This is a genomic window from Stenotrophomonas sp. YJH_SMC_4 (assembly GCF_059371575.1).
This window is the reverse complement of record NZ_JCAFUR010000009.1, coordinates 1-19384: the sequence shown is the minus strand read 5'-3', so window position 1 is coordinate 19384 and position 19384 is coordinate 1. Positions and strand designations below refer to the sequence as shown.

Sequence of the window (19384 nt, the reverse complement as noted above, 5' to 3'; positions counted from 1 at the left end):
TGATTCACCTGCGATGCTCGGCTCGCTTGAAGGCGGACTGATAGATCAAAAGCAACGGCAGCATCCGTGCCGATCAAGGTCCCTCCCAGAGCAGATCCCCGCCGAACCTTATCTGTCGAAACCCAACAACAGCGGGTCGTGGTCGGAGCTGCGCCACGGGCCCTGCACGTTGCGGCCCTGGTAGCCGCTGGCATCCTGCTCGTCGGCGTTGCTGTGCCACTCGGCGGCACCGCGCAGGCGCTTGGCCATGCCCGGGCTCAGCAGCGCGTGGTCGAGGCGGCCGGTATAGCCGTTGTAGACGTAGCTGTAGGGATGCTCGACCTTGGCGACCTTGAACGCGTCCTGCCAGCCCAGGTCATGCAGGGTGCGGATCGGGTCTTCCATCGCGTAGGCATTGAAATCGCCGAGCAGCACCGCGTCCTTTGCACCGGTACCGGTCGGGTCGGTCTGCAGCCAGGCGTGCAGCTGCTGCGCCGAGGTCACGCGGGTGGCGTTCCAGCAGCCCTGGTTGTCGTTGTGGTCGGCGTCAGCACCGGCGGCGTCGCGGCAGCCCTTTGACTTGAAGTGGTTGGCCACCACCACGAACGACGCGCCCTGCTTGCCCTGGAAGGCCTGCGCCAGCGGCACGCGGCTGTGCTCGACGAACGGGCCGCCGGTCAGTGTGGCCGGCTTGCCCAGCGGTTGCAGGCGCGCGCTGCGGTAGATGATGCCGACCCGGATCGGGTTGTCACCGGGGCCGTTGCCCGCGTCGACAAAGCGCCAGTCGCCCTGCGCGCCACGGTCGCGGTTGAGCGCATCGACCAGTTCGGCAATGGCCGACTGCGGGCCGTAGCCGTCGTTCTCCAGCTCCATCAGCGCGGCGACATCGGCGCCCAGCGCGTTGACCGTGGTGACCAGCTTGGCCACCTGCGCCTTGTGTTCCTCCAGCGTGCGTGCGCCGCGCAGGGTCGGGAAGCCACCGCCCTGGCCGTCGCCGTTGAAGAAGTTCTCCAGGTTGAAGGCCGCCACATGCAGGCTGCCCGACACGGTCGGCACCGCCGGGCGCTTCAGCTCCGGCAGCTTCAGCGCGCCTTCGACCTGCAGGCGCGGATGACCCTGCGCGTCCATGCGCACGATGCCCTGCACATCGCGCAGCTGCATGCCGGTGCGCAGCACCGGGTTGCCCGGCAGGTAAGCCACGCTGGCCGGGTCGCGGGCATCGCTGCCATCTTCCAGCACCAGGCGGCGGCGCTGGTTGTCGGCCATCACCTGCTCATAGCCGGCAGTGCCCGGCGTGGCCACTTCGGTCGGCTGCCAGAGGCGGCCATCGAAGGCCACGGTGAGCTGGCCGAAGCGCTCCAGGCCGTCGGTACCGGCCAGGGTCAGCGGTGCGGCGATGCGCACGCGCTGGCCATCCAGTGCACGCCAGTCGGCCGGCGCGGCGGTCAGCACCACGGTGGCGCTGCTGCGCGCAGCGGAGGGCGACGCGGCCGGTGCGGCCTGCGGCTGGGCCTGGGCAAAGGCGCCGGCCGGCAGCAGCAGGGACAGGGCAAGGGCGAGGGAACGGCGGCGCATCGACGGGCGACTCCATGGAAGAGGCGCACAGACTAACCCTGAAATGCGAAACCCCAGCGACGCGCGCGGTTTTGGCCTTGGCCGGCAAAGCCGCCGGCGGCAGACGGAGAACGACCGCGGCGATTGGGGCGACCGGCGGGTAGAGTCGACTGTTAGTCGACTATCGCGCGCAGCGCGGGCTTTTTCGGTGGCGTTGGGAAGATCAGTCGACTAACAGTCGACTCTACCCCCGTTCCGCGGTTCCGCCATCCCATTCGGCCGTTCCATGTTCCGCGGTTCCGCCATCCCGTTCGGCCGTTCCATGCTCCGCGGTTCCGCCATCCCGTTTGGCCGTTCCATGTTCCAACGTTTCCGCCGTTTCGCGGTTTGGCCGTTCCGGCGCCTACTTCAGGTTGCCCAGCATCCAGTCCACGGTGGCGTGGATCTGTTCCTCGGTCAGCGCCGGGTTGCCACCCTTGGGCGGCATGATGCCGCCATCCGGGCCGGTGTAGCCCTCGATGGCGTGCTTGTAGAGGGTGTCCTTGCCCTGCGCGATGCGCTTGTCCCAGTGCGAATGGTCCAGCGTCGGCGCCATGCCCACGCCGGTGGTGTGGCAGGCGGTGCACAGGTTGTCGAAGATGACCTTGCCGTCCTTGGTGCCGCCGTAGGCCACCTGCGAGGCGGCCTTGGCCAGCGCGGCGGCCTTGGCCGCTGCCTGCGCGGCGGCGCCGGTGCTGCCGGCATAGACCGCGCCGGTGGGCGAAATGCGCTGTTCGGTGCGCTTGGCCGCCGTCGGCGACACCTCGGGTGGAATCCGGGTGTGGATGTAGGCGGCTAGGAGGATGAGGCCGAGGGTGATGGTCGCCAGCAGCGCGATCACCATGGAGAAGCGTTTCAGGAACTCCAGATCGTAATTCCGCACTCTTCGTTACCCCTGGCTGATAGTCGTTGGACCACGGCTGAGCGACTGCGTGATGGACCGAGTATAGAACGCGCTTTGCGTGCGACAACAGGCGTCACTGCTGGTGCGGCGCAACATGCCGGCCCGGTAGTGCCGGCCGCTGGCCGGCATCGCCATCCCGCCGGATGGATCGTGCAGAAGCCGGCCAGCGGCCGGCTCTACCTCGTTACCGGGCGCCGATCGCGCGCAGGCAGAAGCTGCAGATCGCATCCACCAGCGCGTCTTCGTCGCGGTGCGCTTCGCGGCTGGGTGCGGTCGGGCCGACCATCGCCTCGGTGAAGGCGCCGACCAGGCAGGCGGCGGCCACATGCGCGTCCTGCGCCGGCAGCTCACCGGCGGCCACGCCCTCCTCCACCAGCCGCAGGAACACGTCGCCGAAGGCGCGACGACCACGCATGCGCTCAGCCTCCACGTCCGGATCGACCGGTTCGACGATGAAGGCATGCGCCAGCCCCGGCCCGGCCAGGGCGCGGCGAACGAAGGCGGTGATCGCCAGCCGCAGGCGCTCGCTGGCCACCTCCGGACCACTGGCGATGCGCTCCATGATCGCGACCTCGTGGGCCACCGCGGCGTTGAGCACCTCCACGAACAGCTCGGCCTTGGACGGGAAATGGCGATAGATCAGGCCGGTGGATACCCCCGCCTGGGTCGCCACGGCGGTCACCGGGGCGTTGCGCCAGCCGCCGGTGGCGACCAGCTCACGGGTGGCCAGCAGGATCCGTTCACGGGCCCCGGCCAGGCGTTCTTCCATCAGTGCAGAGCGTTTGTAGGCCATGTTTTGATTCTGGTTTCAATTTTTGAATTTGTATTCACTTCTTATCCGAACCCCGCTACGCTGGGTCCAATCGCCCGTGCGGGCAGCGGTCCTGCAGACCGCCGCCCGCTCCCCCGCCGGGTGCGTCCATTTCCTGCCATCCCGTCGTGGAGCCACCACAATGCACGTGCCATCCCTGAACTTCGACCTTGGCGAAGACATCGACCTGCTGCGCCAGAGCGTGGCCCATTTTGCCGCCGCCGAGGTCGCACCGCTGGCCGCCGAGGCCGATGCCAGCAACCAGTTCCCGCTGGCCCTGTGGCCGAAGCTGGGCGAACAGGGCCTGCTCGGCCTCACCGTGGAAGAAGCATACGGCGGCACCGGCATGGGCTACCTGGCCCACGTGGTGGCGATGGAAGAAATCTCGCGTGCCTCCGGCGGCATCGGCCTGTCCTATGGCGCGCACTCCAACCTGTGCGTGAACCAGCTGCGCAAGAACGGCAACGAAGAACAGAAGCAGCGCTTCCTGCCCGGCCTGTGCGACGGCAGCCTGGTCGGCGCGCTGGCAATGAGCGAGCCGGGTGCCGGTTCGGACGTAGTGTCGATGAAGCTGCGCGCCGACAAGCGCGGCGACCGCTACGTGCTCAACGGCAACAAGATGTGGATCACCAACGGCCCGGATGCCGACGTGCTGGTGGTCTATGCCAAGACCGACATGGACGCCGGCGCCAAGGGCATCACCGCGTTCCTGGTCGAGAAGGGCATGAAGGGCTTCTCCACCGCGCAGAAGCTGGACAAGCTGGGCATGCGCTCCTCGCCCACCTGCGAGCTGGTGTTCCAGGACTGCGAAGTGCCGGAAGAAAACGTGCTGGGCCAGGTTGGCGGTGGCGTGCGCGTGCTGATGTCCGGCCTGGACTACGAGCGCGTGGTGCTGTCCGGCGGCCCGCTGGGCCTGATGGCCGCGGCGATGGACGTGGTGATGCCGTACGTGCACGAGCGCCACCAGTTCGGTGAGGCGATCGGCAGCTTCCAGCTGATCCAGGCCAAGATCGCCGACATGTACGTCGGCCTGGGCGCCTGCCGCGCCTATGTCTATGCCGTGGCGCGCGCCTGCGACCAGGGCCGCACCACCCGCCAGGACGCCGCCGGTGCCATCCTGTACGCCGCCGAGAAGGCGACCTGGCTGACCGGCCAGGCGATCCAGATCCTGGGCGGCAACGGCTACATCAACGAATACCCGACCGGCCGCTTGTGGCGCGACGCCAAGCTGTATGAAATCGGCGCCGGCACCTCGGAGATCCGCCGCATGCTGATCGGCCGCGAACTGTTCCAGCGCACCCTGTAAGGCCACCGCGATGACCGTCCTGAACAGCCAGCTGCAACCGGGCAGCGATACCTTTGAAGCCAACCGCGCGGCCATGCAGGCCGTGGTTGACGATCTGCACGCCACCCTGGCGCGCACCGCGCTGGGTGGCAGCGAGGCCGCGCGCGCCAAACACACCGCACGCGGCAAGCTGCTGGTGCGTGACCGCATCGACGCCCTGCTCGACCCCGGCAGCGCCTTCCTCGAAATCGCGCCGCTGGCCGCGCATGGCATGTACGAAGACGCCGTGCCGGCCGCCGGCGTGGTGGCCGGCATCGGCCGGGTGAGCGGCGTGGAGTGCGTGATCGTGGCCAACGATGCCACGGTCAAGGGCGGCACCTACTATCCCATGACGGTGAAGAAGCACCTGCGCGCGCAGGAGATTGCCGAACAGAACCACCTGCCGTGCATCTACCTGGTCGATTCCGGTGGCGCGTTCCTGCCGCTGCAGGACGAAGTCTTCCCCGACCGCGACCATTTCGGCCGCATCTTCTACAACCAGGCCAACCTGTCGGCGCAGGGCATTCCGCAGATCGCCTGCGTGATGGGCAGCTGCACCGCTGGTGGCGCCTACGTGCCGGCGATGAGCGACGAGACGGTGATCGTGCGCGAACAGGGCACGATCTTCCTCGGCGGCCCGCCGCTGGTGAAGGCGGCCACCGGTGAAGTAGTGACCGCCGAGGAACTGGGCGGCGCCGACGTGCACACCAGCATATCCGGCGTGGCCGACCACATGGCTGACAACGATCTGCAGGCACTGGCACGGGTGCGTGCGATCATCGCGCAGCTGAACTGGCGCAAGCCGGAACCGGCGATGGCGGTGCAGGCCAGCGAAGAACCGCTGCTGCCGGCACACGAACTGTACGGCGTGATCCCGGCTGATACGCGCAAGCCCTACGACGTACGCGAGGTGATCGCGCGCCTGGTCGATGGCTCGCGCTTCGACGAATTCAAGCCGCGCTATGGCGCGACGCTGGTGACCGGCTTCGCCCATCTGAACGGCTACCCGATCGGCATCATCGCCAACAACGGCATCCTGTTCTCCGAGTCGGCGCTGAAGGGCGCGCACTTCATCGAGCTGTGCACCCAGCGCAACATTCCGCTGGTGTTCCTGCAGAACATCACCGGCTTCATGGTCGGCCGCAAGTACGAACAGGGCGGCATCGCCAAGGACGGCGCCAAGCTGGTGATGGCGGTGGCCTGCGCCAGGGTTCCCAAGTTCACCGTGGTGATCGGCGGTTCGTTCGGCGCCGGCAACTACGGCATGTGCGGCCGCGCGTACTCGCCGAACTTCCTGTGGATGTGGCCGAACGCACGCATCGGCGTGATGGGCGGCGAGCAGGCCGCCAGCGTGCTGGCCACGGTCAAGCGCGATGGCATCGAAGCCAAGGGCGGCCAGTGGCCGGCTGCGGAGGAAGACGCGTTCAAGGCGCCGATCCGCGACCAGTTCGAGCAGCAGGGCCACCCGTACTACGCCAGCGCGCGCCTGTGGGACGACGGCGTGATCGATCCGGCCGACACTCGCCGGGTGCTGGCCCTGGCGCTGTCGGCCAGCCTCAACGCCGCCCCGCAGCAGACGCGCTTCGGCGTGTTCCGCATGTAATCCATGCCATGACCGAGCACGCTCCCATGAAGCCCGTTGCCATGTTCACCAAAGTCCTGATCGCCAACCGTGGCGAAATCGCCTGTCGCGTCATCGCCACCTGCCGCCGCCTCGGCATCGCCACCGTGGCGGTGTATTCCGATGCCGACCGCAACGCGCGCCACGTGCGCCTGGCCGACGAAGCCATCCACATTGGTCCGGCCGCCGCGCGTGAGAGCTACCTGCGCGGCGATGCGCTGCTCGACGCGGCACGCGCGACCGGCGCGCAGGCCATCCACCCCGGCTACGGCTTCCTGTCCGAGAATGCCGACTTCGCCGATGCCTGCGCCGCCGCCGGCATCACCTTCATCGGGCCGCCGGCCAGCGCCATCCGCGCGATGGGCGACAAGAGCGCGGCCAAGGCGCTGATGGCCAAGGCGGGTGTACCGCTGACCCCGGGCTACCACGGCGACCAGCAGGCACCGGACTTCCTGCGCACGCAGGCCGACGCCATCGGCTACCCGGTACTGATCAAGGCCAGCGCCGGTGGCGGTGGCAAGGGCATGCGCAAGGTCGAGCGCAGCGAGGACTTCGTCGATGCGCTGGCCAGCTGCCAGCGCGAGGCGGCCTCGGCGTTCGGCAACGACCACGTGCTGGTCGAGAAGTATGTCGAGCGCCCGCGCCATATCGAGATCCAGGTATTCGGCGACAGCCACGGTGACGCGGTGTACCTGTTCGAGCGCGACTGCTCGGTGCAGCGCCGCCACCAGAAGGTGCTGGAAGAAGCGCCGGCCCCGGGCATGAGCGCGGAACGTCGTGCTGCGATGGGCAAGGCGGCGGTCGATGCCGCGCGCGCGGTGGGCTATGAAGGTGCGGGCACGGTGGAGTTCATCGCCGGCCCGGACGGCGATTTCTACTTCATGGAAATGAACACCCGCCTGCAGGTCGAGCACCCGGTCACCGAGTACATCACCGGTACCGACCTGGTGGAATGGCAGCTGCGCGTGGCCTCGGGCCAGCCGCTGCCGCTGCGCCAGGAGCAGCTGGCCATCCACGGCCACGCGATCGAAGCGCGCCTGTATGCCGAAGATGCCGACCGTGGCTTCCTGCCCTCCACCGGCACCCTGCGCCGCCTGCGCCTGCCGGCCCCGTCGGCCCATGTGCGCGTGGATACCGGCGTGGAGGAAGGCGACAGCATCACCCCGTACTACGACCCGATGATTGCCAAGCTGATCGTCTGGGACGTGGACCGCGATGCCGCGCTGCGCCGCATGAGCCAGGCGCTGGCCGACTGCCAGGTGGTAGGCGTGACCACCAATGCCGGCTTCCTGCGCCGGCTGGTGAATACCGATTCGTTCGCGCACGCCAGGCTGGATACCGCGCTGATCGAACGCGAACAGGCGGCATTGAGCGCAGTGGGCGACACGGATGATGCCCTGTGGCAGCTGGCCGCCGTGGCCGCTGTTGCAAGCACTGCCGGTGCCACCACCGATGCCCGTGACCCGCATTCGCCATGGCAGGCACAGGACGGCTGGCGCCTCGGCGCGTCTGCGCCGCGCGTGCTGCCGCTGCAGCAGGGCGAGCGCCGGCACACGCTGAAGGTCTGGACGCAGGCCGGTGGCTGGCGCGTGCAATGCGATGACGCGGCACCGATGCGGGTGACCGGCACGGCCGATGCACAGGGGCTGGCGGTACAGCTGGGCGAGCGCCGCTGGACTCTGCAGCTGCTGCGCGACGGTGACCAGCTGTATCTGTTCGGCGCCGATGGCCAGCACCGTTTCACCCTGCATGATCCCGTGGGCGAATCAGACCACGCCGTGGCCGATGCCGGCAGCCTGCTGGCGCCGATGCCGGGCAGGATCGTCGCCACGCTGGTCGCCGCCGGTACCGAGGTCAAGCGCGGCACGCCGCTGGTGGTGCTGGAAGCGATGAAGATGGAGCACACCCTGCAGGCACCGGCCGATGGCACGGTGAAGGGCTATCGCGCCAAGGCCGGCGACCAGGTGGGTGATGGCGCGGTGCTGGTGGACTTCGACGCGGCGTGATGCAGCAGAGGCCGCGCGGGGTCAGCCCGCGCGGTCTTCAAGGTTCCAGATCACGCCTGCCGGGTCCAGTTCGCTGGTCGTCATCCGTGATGCACGCCATCCGAAACCGCAGACCGCGAGTACCCCCTCGTTGATCGTGTCCAGGCCCAGGGCACGTTCGATGGGCTTTTCGTTGATCGCTGCAGTAATGAATGCTCCCAGGCCGGCATCCGTGGCCGCCAGGTACAGCGTCTGGGATAGATGTCCCGCCTCCATCGCGACAACCCGATAGCTTTTCCCATGCTGGCGATACTTCCAGTACGTCCTGTTGAAACGCGGGGCCAGGACCACCAGCACGTGCGCATCCGCGAACCAGTGCTGCTGCCCGACCATGGACATCACGAAGTCGCGATCGATGGCCACGGGGCACTCAACCGGCATCAGTCCGTGGCCCTGCGCTCGATAGAGGTACATGCCCGCGGCAAGTCCATCGACATTGCGCACCAGCACGTAGGCTTCCACAGGATGCAGTCCGCCGCCCGAAGGTACGTTCTTCTTCAGGAACACCAGATCATCGCCTTCGCGCTGGCAGCTGCTGCTGCCGAATGCCCGTTGCAGCATCTGGCTCAGCAGGGACAGCGGCAGTGATCGGGTGACATCGAAGTTCCGGCAGGTGACGCGCCGCGCCAGCAGTGCGTCGAAATCGTTGGACTGCTGAGGCGGCAGTGGTACCAACCCAGCGTCGGCAGCGGCAGCGTGCGGTGGCGGCGGTCCCAACGTCCTGCGCATCTGCGAGGCCGTTTCGATCTGTGATTCACGCATGTTGCGAACGGCGTCAACATCCTCCCAGCGTGAGAAGGCATGCATGACCGCAGCCAGGGGGTGCCAATGCGTTGCACGCAGCCGCTCGTCACGAGCGGCAACATCGTCATCCTGTCCGCGGATCAACACCAGGCCACTGGCGATCAGCAGGTCCATCGCGGGTGAACAGGCCTCCCCTGCCTCAAGCGTGGTCCATGCACTTGGGCTCAGACTTCCCAGCAGTGCCTGTGCCGCAGCGTCCAGCACCACCGGTCCATCCAGGTGGGGGGCGAGTGCCTCCCAGGCAAGCGTGCGCACCAGCCCATCACCACCGCGCAGCAGGCCCTCAAACTCAAACCGGATCTGCTCGGTGGGCTGTACCACTACGATCGCGCAGCGCCTGACATCCATCGGATCAGCCCTTCCTTCATCGTGAATCCACGTTATCGAACCGCGACCCGATTCCTTTACATCTCCCGCTCTACCCTCTCAAGAACCGCTTTGCCAAGCCGACATCACCACTGCCCCTCGACACTCCATGGATGCAGGACACAATGCCCACGTTGACGCTCTCGCTGCCGGTCGCAAGGACGCTGGTTCAGCGCCTCGCCACCGATGACACCTTCCGCCAGCTCTTCGCCACCGACACGGCTGCCGCGATACTGCTGGCTGGACACGTTCCATCCAACCCGGCTGACCTTCAGCAGTTCGTCCAGGATTGCTGCAAGAACATCTGCCTGGCGGAGAAAGACGTCATCGCACAGGCCGAAGACCAGATCATCGCCATGCTGACCAGTGGTACCGGCTACTCCGTGCCGATGCTGGAGGACGGTTACGGCTCGCCGCGCACGCTGCGCTGAGGCATCGAGGCCATGGTGTCGGCGGCCTCGATTGCCGGCGCCGCCATGAGCCTCCGCACATCCACTACGTTAAGCGCCTGCAGGCAGAAGCTGCATTGCGCTTCTGCATATGCAAATCCGGGGCGATCACGCAGCCAACGCGTCTGCTCCTGGGCAACATCCTTCAGGCCCGCCTCCAGCGCCAGGTCACGCACTGCCAGCCGCACCTGCAGGCGTGGCTGCTTCTTCAACAGCGGTACGAGCAGGTCCAGCCCGGCCTGGGGCCGGCCCTCATGCTGCATCATCCGCCCGGCCAACAGGGTGACGTACTGGCGCAACACGCTGCTGTCAGGGAGATCCTGAAGCGCGTTCATCCGGGCCTGGACCGCCTTGGCCGGTGCGGCATCGCCCAGTCTCAGTGCCAGCAAGGCTGCCGCGTGTGCTGCAACCAGGCGATCCACTACCTCCACCGCGGGTTCGCCGCTCAGCTCTGCGAACGGCGCGGTCGCGGCCACGCGCGCCACCATCAGCGCCTTCGACCTTCTGCCGGCCATCATGTAGGCGACGGCCAGGGGCATGTCGAAGTTGTACCGATCCATGCCCTGGCGCTGTCCGGCAAGCATCCTTCCCTGTTCGGCGAGCTTGATGGCGCCCTCGACATCGCCTTGGTCAAGCGCAATCGTGGTAGCGAAATTGCCAGCATGGAAGTTGCCTGGATCGATCCGCGCAAGCAGCGCATTGGCCTTCTCGAACTCGGAACGCGCTGCCGCCACCGTCGCCTGGCGCATCAATGCACCTTCCCAACCATTGCCGGCGGCACGACTGAACGCGATGTCAGCCTCTGCGTAGCGCTCGCTGGCCAGCAAGGCGCGGCCGTACTGGTCCTGCGCGATCTCAGGCAGCTCGACCCTGCTTTGTGCAACACGCCTGGAAAGCGCCAGGGCCTCGGCAAGGCGGTTCTCGTGGAAAAGATTCAGACCGGCGTTGTAGCTTGCAGGCATGTAATCCGGATACAGCTCCGCCATGCGCGCCCAGCCATCGGTGGCGCGATCCGGATCACTGATCTGCAGCGCCCAGTTCTGCACGTACAGGCGCTCGCGTGGCGTAAGGTGCCCTGATCGACGATCAGCCTCTGCCAGCAGACGCCGGGCATCGCGGTAATTCATCATGGCGAAGCGACAGCGGGCTTGGCCCAGCCATGCCAGGGCGAACTCAGGATCGACCTCGATCGCCTGCCCGAAGAATGCCATCGCGCCGTTGAAATCTCCTCGGCTGTAGCGCTTCTGGCCCAAGGCAAACGCACGCAACGCATCCATGCTGCCCGTGGTCACCTCCGGCAGGGATTGGCTGTCGCGCTGGATCAATGCGGGCTCTTCGCCCAGGCGATCGCGCAGCTGGCGCGAAACATCGTCCACCGCCGCCAGTACCGCACCCGCCTTCGCATCGGCGGATACCACGGCCAGGGTGCGCAGCGTCGACGGCTCGACCACCTCCACGCTGAAGCGGGTTCGGCCGCCGACATCGGTCGCCGATGGCACGAACACCAGGCGGGCGCCCGTGCGCACCGCCACAGCGGCGGCATCGCCACGTTCACGGACACCGCGATCCGGCGGTTTCCGCATCATCTCAAGGGTGCGGCCGACGCGGTCGTCACTGACGACGTTGACGTAGCGGGACTGCTCGAGACTGATCCGGAACGCCTGGTCCAGGGCGTCATCGAGCAGTCGATTGCCGGTGAGGTTATGCAGCCCGCCGAGCACCACCCAGTCGCGTTCGGCGAACGCGATGGCCGGCTGTGGCCGGGTCAGCAACCAGACGCCAAGCACCGCGGCCAGCAGCACGGCGGCCTGCGCCGCCATCGCCAGCGGACGGCGCCACAACGGAAGATCACGCCGGGCCTTGGCCGTGTGCCGCAGCCGCCCCGGCGTGGGCATGCCCGCCGCCTGCACGCCGTAGACTTCGGCTGGCTGGCTCACGCCCTTGAAGCGCCATCGCCCGAACGACCGCCATTGCAGGCCTTCAGCCATCGCGCCCAGCGACCCACTGGAGCGACGCACGATGGATTCGGCCACCGCCGAAAGCAGGATCTGGCCCGGGCGTGCCAACTGCATCAGGCGCGCCGCCGTCGGCTTGGCCAGGCCTTCGACTTCAATCGCCTTGGCGCCAGCCCGCACTGCCTCGGCGCTGTTCTCCCAGGTCAGCACATCGCCCACATGCAGACCAGCCCGCGCCTGCAGATGGATCTCGTGTCTCTGCCCCAGCGGCTGCAGCCCACGCTGGTAATCCAATGCAAAGCCAAGCGCGTCGATCGGGCGCTCGAACAGCATGAACAGTCCGTCGGAGCGATCGATCAGCTGGCCGTTCCAGCGCTGCTGCAGCGCCAGCACCAGCCGGTCGTGTTCCTGGAACAGTTCGGCGGCAGCGACATCGCCGATGCGTTCGACCAGCAGCAGCGAGTCACACAGGTCGGTGAACAGCAGGGCGCGCAGTTGCTGGTTGTGCGGCGCCGACGTTCCGTTGTCGCCATTCATCGCCTCTGTCTCCCGATCTAGGGTGAGTCCACTGCGTCTGCCCAACGCAGGCAGTTGCCACCATCACGCTTGGCCTGGTACAGCGCACGATCCGCGCTGGCGTACCACTCGCTCCAGCCCGCATCCGGGTCCAGCAGGCTGGCGCCGATGCTGACCAGGCTGACGTGCGGCGTGCCGTGGCTGCGCTCGAGCAGGCCGTGTACCGCGCTGAGGATGAACTCTGCCGCGTGCTGCACGATCTCGTGGTTGCCACGACGCAGGATCAGGCAGAACTCGTCACCGCCGAGCCGGCAGGCCAGGTCCTGCTCACCGGCCATCGAGCGTAGGATGTTGCCCATGCTCTGCAGCACGCGATCGCCGGCCTGGTGGCCATGGCGGTCATTGATCTGCTTGAAGCGGTCGCAGTCGATGAGCAGCAGCGCCTGCGGCAGCCCACTGCCATCGGCGCGGCATTCCTGCAGGTAAAGGGTGAGGCCACGGCGGTTGTGCAGCCCGGTCAGTTCATCGGTACGCACCAGTTCACGGGTGTGGGTCAGCTGGTGGGTAGTGATGTACAGGTTGTCCAGCGCGGTTTCCAGATCATGGTTGCGCCGGCGCAGCTGGCTGATCAGCGCCTGTTCGTTGGTCAGCACGCGCATGATCGTGCGGCGCAGGAAGTAGGCGACCAGGCCCGGATCGGATTCCACCAGACGATGGAAGTCGGCGGGCCCCAGCTCAAGCACCTCGCAGTCCACCAGGGCGCGCGCACTGGCGCTGCGCGGGTGATCACCCACCAGCAGGCCCAGCTCACCGAAGAACTCCTGCTGCCCGAGGGTCTTGATCACCAGGTCCTCGCCGAAATCCAGTTCGATCTGGCCTTCCAGGATCACGTACATGCGCTCGCCACGGTGGCCACGCTGGAACAGCCACTGCCCGGCATGAAGCTTGCGTGGACGGGCAAATCTGGCGAACAATGCGACCTCGGCATCGGACAGCAGCGCATGCACGATCTCGGCCATCGCCACCCGGGCGATACCTGACGTCACATCACTGTTCTCGGCCGCACCCCTGCCGGTCATTCCCTGCACCCGCCGCCAGCGTCCCCTGGTGAGCCGCGGAGCATAGCACCGCTTTAAAATGTGCGCCCTATCTCATTTTGAGCCTTGTGGTCCGCTTTCCCGATGTGAAGGCGCACGGTGGCCGTTCTGCCCGCCACGGTCCAGGGAAAAGTCGTTCCGGATCAATCTGATGGCCACCTTCACAGGGTTTCGGCCAAGTTGCCGGACTGTGGGGTGCGCTGGATTGACGCTGCATGCGTTCATCGCGTTTCCATCGATACAACAACGCCGGCAGGTCCCCCGACCGGCCGGCGTTGCCTGGCCCTTCCCTGGCCACCCTGATCGGATTCGCGACCCCGGTAGAGCCGGCCGCTGGCCGGCTTCTCCGTAGTGCCCGAAGGCGCACGTGGGTGCCGGCCAGCGGCCGGGCACTACCGCATCACGCAGCGCGTTCGCTGCGCCCGCCGTGGAACTGCTCTTCTTCGGTCGAGCCGGTCAACGCGGTGGTCGAGGACTGGCCCTGCTGGATCGCCTGGGTCACGGCATCGAAGTAGCCGGTGCCAACCTCGCGCTGGTGCTTGACCGCGGTGAAGCCGCGCTCGGCGGCTTCGAACTCGGCTTCCTGCAGTTCCACGAACGCGCTCATCTGGCGGCGTGCGTAGCCGTGGGCCAGATTGAACATGCCGTAGTTCAGCGCGTGGAAGCCGGCCAGGGTGATGAACTGGAACTTGTAGCCATAGCTGCCCAGCTCACGCTGGAACTTGGCGATGGTGGCGTCGTCCAGGTTCTTCTTCCAGTTGAAGCTGGGCGAGCAGTTGTAGGCCAGCAGCTTGCCCGGGAACTTCGCATGGATCGCCTCGGCGAACCTGCGTGCGAATTCCAGGTCCGGCTTGCCGGTCTCGCACCACACCAGGTCGGCGTAGGGCGCGTAGGCCAGGCCACGGCTGATCGCCTGGTCCAGGCCATTGCGGGTCTTGTAGAAGCCCTCGACGGTGCGCTCGCCGGTGGTGAACGGGCGGTCGTTGCCGTCGATGTCACTGGTCAGCAGATCCGCGGCCTCGGCATCGGTGCGCGCGACCAGCAGGGTCGGCACGCCCAGCACGTCGGCGGCCAGGCGTGCGGCGTTGAGCTTCTCGATGGCCTCGCGGGTCGGCACCAGCACCTTGCCGCCCATGTGGCCGCACTTCTTCACCGACGCCAGCTGGTCTTCGAAATGCACGCCGGCGGCGCCGGCCTCGATCATCGCCTTCATCAGTTCGAAGGCGTTGAGTACGCCGCCGAAACCGGCTTCGGCGTCGGCCACGATGGGCTGCAGGAAGTCGATGTCATCCTTGCCTTCGGCGTGGTGCAGCTGGTCGGCACGCAGCAGCGTGTTGTTGATGCGCTTGACCACCGCCGGCACCGAATCGGCCGGGTACAGCGACTGGTCCGGATACATCTGGCCGGCCAGGTTGGCGTCGGCCGCCACCTGCCAGCCGGACAGGTAGATCGCCTTCAGCCCGGCCTTGACCTGCTGCATGGCCTGGTTGCCGGTCAGTGCACCCAGCGCGTTGACGAACTCGCGCTCATGCAGCGATGCCCACAGCTTCTCCGCACCCAGGCGGGCCAGCGAATGCTCGATGTGGACGGTGCCGCGCAGGCGCACCACGTCGGCGGCGCTGTAGTTGCGCTGGATGCCTTCCCAACGCGGGTTGGTATCCCAGTCGTGCTGGATCTGTTCGGCAGTGGGCAGCTTGCTCATGTCTTTCTCCAGTTCGGTTCGTGCGTGCAACGGGGAGGGAAACGGCGGGTTTGCGGGCAGTCGGTCAGTCGATGCGCGCGTAGGCCGGCAGGGTCAGGAAATCGGTCAGTTCGTCGCTGCGGCTCAGTTCGCCGAGCAGGGCGATGGCCTCGCCGATGCGTGCGCCACCGGGCAGCGCGGCGGTATCGCCCAGCCGTGCCGGCAGCTGCGAGAGGGTGGAATCCAGCAGCGCGAGGTCGATCGCGGTGCCGTCGTCCAGCTGCTGGTCCGGCGTGTGCAGCCACTGCCACAGCTGGCTGCGACTGATCTCGGCGGTGGCCGCATCCTCCATCAGGTGGTGGATCGGCACGCAGCCGTTGCCATCCAGCCAAGCGGCCAAGTAGCGCACGCAGACTTCCACGTTGCCTTCGAAACCGGCGCGGGTGATGGTGCCCGGCGGCCGTGCGATCAGTTCGTCGCGGCCGACGCGCACGTCCTGGCGCAGCACGCTGTGCTGGTTCGCACCGGGCATGTGTTCGTCGAAGATCGCCATCGCCACCGGAATCAGCGCCGGGTGCGCAACCCAGGTGCCGTCATGGCCGGCGGTGACTTCGCGCAGCTTGTCGGCGCGCACGCGGGCCATCGCCTGTTCGTTGGCGGCGGCATCGTTGTTGATCGGAATCTGCGCGGCCATGCCGCCCATCGCATGCGCACCGCGGCGGTGGCAGGTCTGGATCAGCAGCTCCGAATAGGCCTTCAGGAACGGCTGGGTCATGGTCACCTGGCCGCGCTCGGGCAGCACGCGATCGGCGTGGCGGCGGAAGGTCTTCAGGTACGAGAAGATGTAGTCCCAGCGCCCGCAGTTCAGGCCGACGATGCGGTCACGCAGCGCGTGCAGGATCTCGTCCATCTCGAACACCGCCGGCAGCGTTTCGATCAGCACCGTCACCTTGATCTGGCCATGCGGCAGGCCGAGCATGCCTTCGATGTGCGACAGCGCGGTCTCCCACAGCGCCGCCTCTTCCATGCTCTGCAGCTTGGGCAGGTAGAAGTACGGGCCGCGGTCCTTCGCCTGCAGGGTGCGGGCGTTGTGGAAGGCGAACACCGCCGCGTCGAACAGGCCACCGGCCAGCGGCTGGCCGTCGATGGCCACGTGCTTTTCGTCCAGGTGCCAGCCGCGCGGGCGCACGATCAGCACCGCCTGCTCGTCGTACGGGCGCAGGCTGTAGTGCTTGCCATTTGCAGCGGTGAATTGCAGGTCACCGCGCACCGCCGCCGCCAGCGACTGCTGGCCGGCCAGCAGGTTGCGCCAGGTCGGCGAGGTCGAATCCTCGAAGTCGGCCATGAACACCTTGGCGCCGGAGTTCAGCGCGTTGATGACCATCTTCGGGTCGGTCGGGCCGGTGATCTCGACGCGGCGGTCCTGCAGCGCGGCCGGCAGCGGGGCAACGCGCCAGTCGCCGTTGCGGATCGCGGTGGTGTCTTCGCGGAAGTCCGGCAGGCCGCCCTGGTCGAAGAACGCCTGGCGCTCGCGGCGGGCCTGCAGCCGTGCCTGCCGGTCCGGTTCCACCGCACGGTGCAGCGACACCAGCAGGGCCAGCAGCGGCGCCGGCAGCACGGTGTCCTGGCCGGCCACGCGGGTCGCCAGGGCGATGCCGGGGGTAGCCTTGCTGGCAGGGGTGGGAACAGCGGAAGCGACGGCGGACATGGGGCGACTCCAGCGGTGGGGGAACGTCTCCACGGTGCCGCTGGGCCGGAGTATTTGGCAAAACAGTTTTTGCAATGTTCTACATAAGTTGTGCTAATACTCGTGACACGATGAGCACACGCACCCCGCCAAGTCCGCGTTTTTCCTACAAATCCGACCGGCTGAAGCCGCTGCGCGCGTTCTGCCAGACCGTGCGCCTGGGTTCGGTCTCACGGGCGGCTGAGGCACTTTTCGTCAGCCAGCCGGCGATTAGCCTTCAGTTGCAGGCGCTGGAACGGGAGCTGGGGGTGCCGCTGTTCGAGCGCAGCGGGCGGCGCCTGGTGCCCAGCCGCGAGGGCCAGCTGCTGTATGAAATGGCGCAGCCACTGGTGGAAAACCTGGACGGGCTGGAGGCGCGCTTCCGCGACAAGGTGCGCGGACTGGATGCGGGCGAACTGAACATCGCCGCCAACAGTTCCACCATCCTCTACCTGCTGCCGAAGATCGTCGAACGCTTCCGCCTGCATCACCCGGACGTGCGCCTGACCCTGCACAACGCGATCAGCGCCGACGGCACCGACCTGCTGCGCGAGGATGCCGCCGACCTGGCGATCGGTTCGATGACCGATGTGCCGGCCGACCTGAGCTACGCCCCGGCCTACCGCTTCGAGCAGGTGCTGATCGCACCGCACGATCATCCGCTGGCCAGTGGCGGCGAGTTGGAGCTGGCCGACATCGCGCGCTATCCGCTGGTACTGCCGCCGAAGCGGCAGATCACCTATCGCCTGGTGGACCAGGTGTTCCAGCGCCACCGCATCGCCTACACCGTGGCACTGGAGGTCGGCGGCTGGGAAGTGATCAAGCAGTACGTGGCGATGGGCATGGGCATTTCGATCGTGCCGGCGCTGTGCCTGAACGAGGCCGACCGCGAGCGGTTGGCGGCGCGGTCGATGAAGCGCTGGTTCCCGGAACGCAGTTACGGGGTGATCGTGCGCCGGGGCAAGGCGCTGTCGGCGCAGGCGCGGGCGTTCATCGAGCTGATCCAGCCGGAGTTGTTCAGCCCACGCGATTACGACCAGAGCGGGCATTCGGAGCGGTGAGGGGTGTTCTGGTTTGCAGGGCTGCCGCCCTGCACCTGCAGAGGCCGAAGCAACGGCAACGTCAACGGCAACAGCGGGCATTCCGTGGGATGGCGGGGTGGGTCCGGTTGCGGGGGACGCCGTAAACCCCGCTCCGCGGTCCGGCCCAGCCGCTGGCGGCTGTGCGTTCGGGCGCTTGCGAAGCAATGCTTCGCAAGCAAAGCGCCCTCACCCTTGGGGGCTTGGTCGCGGCATCCATGCCGCTCACACCCCCGCAACCGGACCCACCCCGCCTTCGACAGTTGGTTGCTGCTGTTGGTGCCAGCTGCTGTTGGTGCCAGCTGCTGTTGGTGGGTGCCGACCGTTGGTCGGCACGGGATCGGATCCCATCTCTGATTCATTTCCGGCTGACGATGAATAAACTGGCCCCATGTCCATCGAACTCCGCCACCTGCGTTACTTCCTCGCTGTTGCCGATACGCTGCACTTCGGCCAGGCGGCGGAGCGGCTGGGCATGTCGCAGCCGCCGCTCAGCCAGCAGATCCGCCAGCTGGAGGACCTGATCGGTGCGCGCCTGTTCGTGCGCAGCCATCGTCGTGTGCAGCTGACGCCTGCGGGCGAGCTGCTGCAGGAACGTGCACGCGCCATCGTGCAGCAGGTGGAAACGGCGGTGGACGAGGTACAGCGCGCGCAGCGCGGTGAGCAGGGTGAACTGCACATCGGCCTGACCCGCGCCACGCCGCTGTCGCCGCAGATTCCGCGTTCGATCCTGCATTACCGCCAGCAGTATCCGCAGGTGCGGCTGCAGCTGAGCGAGATGAACACCCTGCAGCAGATCGACGCGCTGCTCGACGGCTCACTGGACGTGGGCATCATCCGCAAGCGTGCGCTGCCGCCGGAACTGGTGGCGCACAGCCTGTTCGTCGATCCGCTGGCGTTGATCGTGCATGCCGACCATCCTGCCCTGCGCAGACTGTCGAAGCAGGGCACGCTGTCGCTGCGCGACTTCGCGCAGGAGCCATTCGTGGCGTTCCGCCGCAGTGCCGGTGCCGGCATCCATGACCACATGATCGCGTTGTGCGCGGCTGCCGGATTCACGCCGCGCATCGTGCAGGAGGCGGGTGAAGCCTCGACGCTGATCAGCCTGGCCGCCGCAGGCCTGGGCGCCGCGATCCTGCCGTCTTCGTGCGATCACATCCGGGTGGAAGGATCGCGCTTCGTGGCGCTGGCCGATGCCGGTGCCCATTCGGAAGTGCAGCTGGCGTGGCATCGCGAACGGGTAACCCCGTTGATCCGCAATTTCGCCACGCTGCTGCGCGGGGCATTCGCCGATAGAGTCGACTGTTAGTTGTGATCTCTCTGTACGTTGTTCATCCGGGACATCTTTGGAAAATGGTGGTTACCACACCTCTCCAGACCCCAAAGAGCCCGGATGAACCACCATAAAAATGCCCGTTTGACCGTCCATAGTCG

General features: G+C 67.1%; 14 protein-coding genes. 6 read left to right on the top strand and 8 right to left on the bottom strand.

Features of this window, described 5'->3' with window-relative positions:
* Positions 1 to 108: 108 nt before the first annotated feature.
* The 3 genes from AC5P9F_RS13960 to AC5P9F_RS13950 all read right to left on the bottom strand — a co-directional run bounded on the left by AC5P9F_RS13960 (position 109) and on the right by AC5P9F_RS13950 (position 3269).
* Entirely contained in the window at positions 109 to 1554 is a 1446-nt protein-coding gene (locus AC5P9F_RS13960; protein WP_049460116.1) for an ExeM/NucH family extracellular endonuclease, read from the bottom strand.
* A gap of 382 nt (positions 1555 to 1936) precedes the next feature.
* Positions 1937 to 2455 (bottom strand): c-type cytochrome, encoded by a 519-nt coding sequence (locus AC5P9F_RS13955; protein ID WP_005407662.1) that lies wholly within the window; start codon positions 2453 to 2455, stop codon positions 1937 to 1939.
* Positions 2456 to 2660: 205 nt separating this feature from the next.
* The gene (locus AC5P9F_RS13950; RefSeq protein ID WP_005407661.1) at positions 2661 to 3269 is read right to left on the bottom strand and encodes a TetR/AcrR family transcriptional regulator; all 609 of its coding nucleotides are present in this window, start codon (positions 3267 to 3269) and stop codon (positions 2661 to 2663) included.
* Positions 3270 to 3429: 160 nt separating this feature from the next.
* Between AC5P9F_RS13950 and AC5P9F_RS13945 the strand changes: the two genes are divergently transcribed.
* From AC5P9F_RS13945 to AC5P9F_RS13935, 3 genes are read left to right on the top strand one after another with little or no spacing between them, the layout of a single operon-like run.
* A complete protein-coding gene (locus AC5P9F_RS13945) occupies positions 3430 to 4593 on the top strand; it encodes an isovaleryl-CoA dehydrogenase (RefSeq protein ID WP_005407660.1) in 1164 nt (387 codons plus the stop codon).
* A gap of 10 nt (positions 4594 to 4603) precedes the next feature.
* Complete coding sequence (locus tag AC5P9F_RS13940) at positions 4604 to 6214, top strand: carboxyl transferase domain-containing protein (protein ID WP_180872359.1); 1611 nt, start codon at positions 4604 to 4606, stop codon at positions 6212 to 6214.
* Positions 6215 to 6222: 8 nt separating this feature from the next.
* The gene (locus tag AC5P9F_RS13935; protein ID WP_414487302.1) at positions 6223 to 8238 is read left to right on the top strand and encodes an acetyl/propionyl/methylcrotonyl-CoA carboxylase subunit alpha; all 2016 of its coding nucleotides are present in this window, start codon (positions 6223 to 6225) and stop codon (positions 8236 to 8238) included.
* A 21-nt stretch (positions 8239 to 8259) separates the two neighbouring features.
* On the opposite strand, the gene AC5P9F_RS13930 is transcribed toward AC5P9F_RS13935, so the two are convergent.
* Positions 8260 to 9429 carry a putative peptide maturation dehydrogenase gene (locus tag AC5P9F_RS13930; RefSeq protein ID WP_043035409.1) on the bottom strand — a complete coding sequence of 390 codons (1170 nt, stop codon included), beginning with the start codon at positions 9427 to 9429 and terminating at the stop codon, positions 8260 to 8262.
* Positions 9430 to 9572: 143 nt separating this feature from the next.
* Between AC5P9F_RS13930 and AC5P9F_RS13925 the strand changes: the two genes are divergently transcribed.
* Positions 9573 to 9878 (top strand): NHLP-related RiPP peptide, encoded by a 306-nt coding sequence (locus AC5P9F_RS13925; RefSeq protein ID WP_033833258.1) that lies wholly within the window; start codon positions 9573 to 9575, stop codon positions 9876 to 9878.
* Here the strand turns inward: AC5P9F_RS13925 and AC5P9F_RS13920 are convergent.
* From AC5P9F_RS13920 to aceB, 4 genes are all read right to left on the bottom strand, one after another.
* Entirely contained in the window at positions 9851 to 12388 is a 2538-nt protein-coding gene (locus tag AC5P9F_RS13920; RefSeq protein WP_062606038.1) for a putative peptide modification system cyclase, read from the bottom strand. The two genes, AC5P9F_RS13925 and AC5P9F_RS13920, sit on opposite strands and share 28 nt — an antisense overlap.
* 17 nt (positions 12389 to 12405) lie before the next feature.
* Positions 12406 to 13446, bottom strand: a complete 1041-nt coding sequence (locus AC5P9F_RS13915) for a GGDEF domain-containing protein (RefSeq protein WP_024956231.1) — start codon at positions 13444 to 13446, stop codon at positions 12406 to 12408.
* A 418-nt stretch (positions 13447 to 13864) separates the two neighbouring features.
* On the bottom strand, positions 13865 to 15166 hold the full coding sequence (gene aceA / locus AC5P9F_RS13910; RefSeq protein WP_005407653.1) for an isocitrate lyase: 1302 nt from the start codon (positions 15164 to 15166) through the stop codon (positions 13865 to 13867).
* Positions 15167 to 15230: 64 nt separating this feature from the next.
* Positions 15231 to 16853 (bottom strand): malate synthase A, encoded by a 1623-nt coding sequence (aceB, locus tag AC5P9F_RS13905; protein ID WP_043035407.1) that lies wholly within the window; start codon positions 16851 to 16853, stop codon positions 15231 to 15233.
* A gap of 110 nt (positions 16854 to 16963) precedes the next feature.
* Between aceB and AC5P9F_RS13900 the strand changes: the two genes are divergently transcribed.
* Together AC5P9F_RS13900 and AC5P9F_RS13895 are read left to right on the top strand one after the other, a co-directional pair.
* Positions 16964 to 17932: a LysR family transcriptional regulator gene (locus tag AC5P9F_RS13900; RefSeq protein ID WP_005407651.1), complete on the top strand. Its 969-nt coding sequence runs from the start codon at positions 16964 to 16966 to the stop codon at positions 17930 to 17932.
* Positions 17933 to 18341: 409 nt separating this feature from the next.
* Entirely contained in the window at positions 18342 to 19259 is a 918-nt protein-coding gene (locus AC5P9F_RS13895; RefSeq protein ID WP_062606042.1) for a LysR family transcriptional regulator, read from the top strand.
* Positions 19260 to 19384: the final 125 nt, after the last annotated feature.